Here is a 1,344-nt window from a genome sequence, read left to right on the forward strand (position 1 = left end):
GTGTGAATCGCCCCGGCGAGTCCGGAGACCTATTGGTGTGACAGCCCAGCGGATGGCTGGGCAGGGTTTTGAGCGTAGTAGGCGGCCTCCATCTCGGCGGGTGGGATGTCGCCGCAGTACCGGTAGAGCCGCCGGTGGTTGAACCAGTCCACCCATTCCGCAGTGGCGAACTCGACGTGATCGACACTGCGCCACGGGCCGCGCGGCTTGATCAGTTCGGTCTTGTAGAGGCCGTTGATCGTTTCGGCGAGAGCATTGTCGAAGCTCGATCCCACCGCCCCCACGCTGGGCTGGATCCCGGCCTCGGCGAGACGTTCGGTGAAGGCAATCGACGTATACTGAGAACCTCTATCAGTATGGTGCACAACATTTTTCACATCCCGTCCCGCTCTTTCGCGGGTCCAGATCGCGTGCTCGATCGCGTCGAGGACCAGGCTGGTGGTCATCGTGGTGCCGGTGCGCCAGCCGATGATCCGCCGGGCGTAGGCGTCGATCACGAACGCCACGTAGACCCAGCCGGACCAGGTCGACACGTAGGTGATATCGGCAACCCAGACATGGTTCGGCGCTGTCGGCGCGAACCGGCGGTGCACCAGATCCGCAGGCCGTTCAGCCGCCGGATCGGCGATCGTGGTGCGCTTGACCCGGCCGCGCCGCACTCCGCGCAGGTGAAGCTCCCGCATCAGGCGTTCAATCGTGCAGCGGGCGACCCGATGGCCTTCCCGGTTCAGCTGCAGCCATACCTTGCGGGCGCCGTAGACACCGAAGTTCTCACGATGAACCCGCACGATCTGCGGTTTCAGTTTCTCATCGCGGACCTGACGTCTCGTGGGTACTCGCTTGCGATGTTCGTAATATGTTGAGGGAGCGGCTTTCACGCCGAGCTCGCAGAGCCCGGCGCAGATCGACTCGACGCTCCACCGAAGCCCGCCGCCCTCGCGGCGGCCTTGGTGTTCGGTGATGAACCTCGTAATCAGCGCTGCGGCCGGTCGATCTCGGCGGCGAAGAAAGCCGACGCCGCCTTCAGAATCGCGTTGGCACGCTTGAGCTCTGCGTTCTCCCGTCGCAATCGCTTCAACTCCGCGGACTCCTCGCTGGTCACCCCCGCCCTGGCGCCGGCGTCGACCTGTTCCTGGCGAACCCATTTGCGGACCGTTTCCGCGGTCCCCACCCCGAGCAGGTCAGCGACCGCGCCGATCGCGGCCCATTCCGACTCGTACTGCTCACGAACCTCCGCGACCATGCGGACAGCCCTCTCACGCAGCTCCGGCGGGTACTTCTTCGAACTCACGGACTTCATCCTTCCTCAACAGATGAAGTCTCCCGACCCGCCGGGGCGATTCA

1 protein-coding gene is annotated in these 1,344 nt (G+C 64.6%); it reads right to left on the reverse strand.

Features of this window, described 5'->3' with window-relative positions; genetic code table 11:
- Window positions 1-29 precede the first annotated feature (29 nt).
- Window positions 30-1,300, reverse strand: a protein-coding gene (locus ON21_RS30340) for an IS3 family transposase (protein WP_157171027.1) whose coding sequence is annotated in 2 segments (ribosomal slippage) — window positions 30-1,012 and window positions 1,012-1,300 — 1,272 coding nt in all. Because the reading frame shifts where the segments join, the coding sequence is not laid out codon by codon here.
- Window positions 1,301-1,344 lie beyond the last annotated feature (44 nt).

Source organism: Nocardia araoensis NBRC 100135, from assembly GCF_000308435.1.
Taxonomy (GTDB): Bacteria; Actinomycetota; Actinomycetes; order Mycobacteriales; family Mycobacteriaceae; genus Nocardia; species Nocardia araoensis.